Origin of the sequence: Devosia sp. 1635, assembly GCF_013185955.1 — a bacterium.
In the GTDB taxonomy this organism is placed as follows: domain Bacteria; phylum Pseudomonadota; class Alphaproteobacteria; order Rhizobiales; family Devosiaceae; genus Devosia.
Map to the genome: position 1 here is coordinate 7,501 of NZ_JABAOM010000003.1, position 2,500 is coordinate 10,000.

Sequence of the window (2,500 nt, forward strand, 5' to 3'; positions counted from 1 at the left end):
TTGCTCGTGGTGCGCGCCAGTCCACTGAGAGAACGATCGAGCAATGTAACCCTTTTCAAACACTTTGAGGCACAAGCCAGACCAGCCAAGCTCTTGAACGAGGGACACCCTGCATCGCGGCCGGCGTTCAAAATGCCGGCCCAGTTAATTTGGTGCGAACACCCGCCTTATCGCTAGAGAGCTGAAGGACGATAGCAACCGCTCTGGGGGGCGTGCCGCTCGACGCAGCAGCCAACTGCACTAGGAAGCGCTGAGGGCCCTTGCGACAGCCGGGTGCGATGATGAACGAGCAAAGGAAAGCAAATGAGGTTGCGGGGCGGTCCGACGAGCCCTTTAGCGGAACTGCGGTGCGATTTTGGGCACGGCGGGGCTTTGGTGGCACCTGGATTCTTACGGCTGGCAACGGGTCACGACAACCAAACTCCCGCGGAGAAGTGCGTAGCCGCGGACTTCCTCCCTCAGCTCGGGTGCTATAGCGGCTGTCAAAGCCAGCCTGTTCCCTCTTCCCTCCCCCCTGCTTCATTGCCATGAACGCGAAAAAGCCCCGCCTCATTTCTGAGTGCGGGGCTTTTGTTTTCGAGATTGTATTGAGACATCCGTTTTTGGCAGACCTGGCAGCGACCTACTCTCCCAAGCCTTAAGACTTAGTACCATTGGCGCGGAAGCATTTGACGGTCGAGTTCGGGATGGGATCGGGTCTTGGGCGCTTCGCAAGAACCACCAGGTCAGCGAAAAACGGATGGTGAAGATCTGGTTAATGTTTGTTGTTCCAACGCTTTCCCATGCAAGAAGCGTTGGTGGTGTATTTCTGAGCGATCGTCAGATCAATGCGGACATTGATTAATGAGAACGATCAAGCCAATCGAGCTATTAGTACCGGTAAGCTTCACACATTGCTGCGCTTCCACACCCGGCCTATCGACGTGGTGGTCTTCCACGGCTCTCAAGGGAATACTCGTTTTGAAGGAGGCTTCCTGCTTAGATGCTTTCAGCAGTTATCCCGTCCGAACTTAGCTACCCTGCAATGCGGCTGGCGCCACAACAGGTCCACCAGAGGTTCGTCCAACCCGGTCCTCTCGTACTAGGGTCAGCTCTTCTCAATATTCCTACACCCACGGCAGATAGGGACCGAACTGTCTCACGACGTTCTAAACCCAGCTCACGTACCACTTTAAATGGCGAACAGCCATACCCTTGGGACCTGCTCCAGCCCCAGGATGTGATGAGCCGACATCGAGGTGCCAAACAATGCCGTCGATATGGACTCTTGGGCATTATCAGCCTGTTATCCCCAGCGTACCTTTTATTCGTTGAGCGATGGCCCTTCCACGCGGGACCACCGGATCACTATGACCGACTTTCGTCTCTGCTCGACTTGTCAGTCTCGCAGTCAGGCAGGCTTATGCCATTGCACTCAGCGAACGATTTCCGACCGTTCTGAGCCCACCATCGCGCGCCTCCGTTACTCTTTGGGAGGCGACCGCCCCAGTCAAACTACCCACCATACGCTGTCCCGGACACTGTTATGCCGCGGTTAGACATCTATGACGATAAGGGTGGTATCTCATCTTGCGGCTCCACCAGAGCTGGCGCCCTGGCTTCAAAGCCTACCACCTATCCTGCACATGCCGACACAAATGCCAGCGTAAAGCTATAGTAAAGGTGCATGGGGTCTTTCCGTCTGACCGCAGGAACCCCGCATCTTCACGGGGAATTCAATTTCGCTGAGTCTATACTGGAGACAGTGGGGAAGTCGTTACGCCATTCGTGCAGGTCGGAACTTACCCGACAAGGAATTTCGCTACCTTAGGACCGTTATAGTTACGGCCGCCGTTTACCGGGGCTTCATTTCAAAGCTTGCACCTCTCCATTTAACCTTCCGGCACCGGGCAGGCGTCAGACCCTATACGTCGTATTGCTACTTCGCAGAGCCCTGTGTTTTTAGTAAACAGTCGCCACCCCCTCTTTTGTGCCACTCCACAACGGTTGCCCGCTGGGAAGTCACGCTTATCCCGAAGTTACGCGTGCAATTTGCCGAGTTCCTTCAGTATAGTTCTCTCAAGCGCCTTGGTATACTCTACCAGTCCACCTGTGTCGGTTTAGGGTACGGTCAATATCGATGGAGCTATTTCCAGGAACCGGCTCATCGCACCCCCAATCCAATAAGGGGATACGAACCTGCGCGATCCGTCACTACCATCTGGTTCACGAATATTAACGTGATTCCCATCGGCTACGCATTTCTGCCTCACCTTAGGGGCCGACTAACCCTGCGCTGATTAGCATTGCGCAGGAACCCTTGGACTTTCGGCGAAAGTGTCTCTCACACTTTTTGTCGCTACTCATGTCATCATTCGCACTTCCGATACCTCCACGGCCCCTCACAGGTACCGCTTCGCAGGCTTACGGAACGCTCCGCTACCGCTTGCACGTAAACGTGCAAACCCTAAGCTTCGGTGGATAGTTTTAGACCCGTTACATCTTCGCCGCAGGAACGCTT

Annotated in this window: 2 rRNA genes (1 of these 2 cut by a window edge); both read right to left on the reverse strand. The window is 54.8% G+C overall.

Annotated elements, in window-relative coordinates:
* Positions 1-609: 609 nt before the first annotated feature.
* A 5S ribosomal RNA gene (gene rrf, locus HRU92_RS12320) occupies positions 610-725 on the reverse strand.
* A 124-nt stretch (positions 726-849) separates the two neighbouring features.
* Positions 850-2,500, reverse strand: a 23S ribosomal RNA gene (locus HRU92_RS12325); it runs 1,072 nt beyond the window's last position.